Origin of the sequence: Sphingobium sp. BHU LFT2, from assembly GCF_018604485.1 — a bacterium.
GTDB lineage: Bacteria > Pseudomonadota > Alphaproteobacteria > Sphingomonadales > Sphingomonadaceae > Sphingobium > Sphingobium yanoikuyae_A.
The window spans coordinates 1-420 of the sequence record NZ_JAFCGW010000100.1; the positions used below are offsets into that span (position 1 = coordinate 1).

Below are 420 nucleotides of genomic sequence, written 5' to 3' on the forward strand. Positions count from 1 at the left end.
GCCGGTGCTGCGCTTCGGCTTCAACAATGATCTGGGTTTCACCAACACCGTCAATACGATGCAGGGCTTCACCAGCTACAAGCTGGTGCTGGAAGCCGATGGCTATCGCTTCGACGGCAAGACGCTGCCGTTCGACACGGTGACGAAGAGCTACAAGGTCAAGCAGGCGGACGGCACGCTGAAGAGCGTCAGCTTCGAACAGAAGAGCACGGTCCATGGCCCGGTCTTCACCCTGCCTGACGGCAAGACGACGGTCGCGCTCAAGGTCGCCGGCCTCGACCGGCCCGGCGTGCTGGAGCAATATCTGGAGATGGGCAAGGCGCGTGACTGGGGCGCGTTCGAAAAGGCGCTGCGCAAGATGCAGGTGGTGATGTTCAACATCATCTATGCCGACCGCGCCGGCCATATCCTCTATCTCGA

1 protein-coding gene is annotated in these 420 nt (G+C 61.0%); it reads left to right on the forward strand.

Features of this window, described 5'->3' with window-relative positions:
- A partial coding sequence (locus JQK15_RS27755) for a penicillin acylase family protein (protein ID WP_214869692.1) occupies nt 1-420 on the forward strand: 420 nt, incomplete at both ends.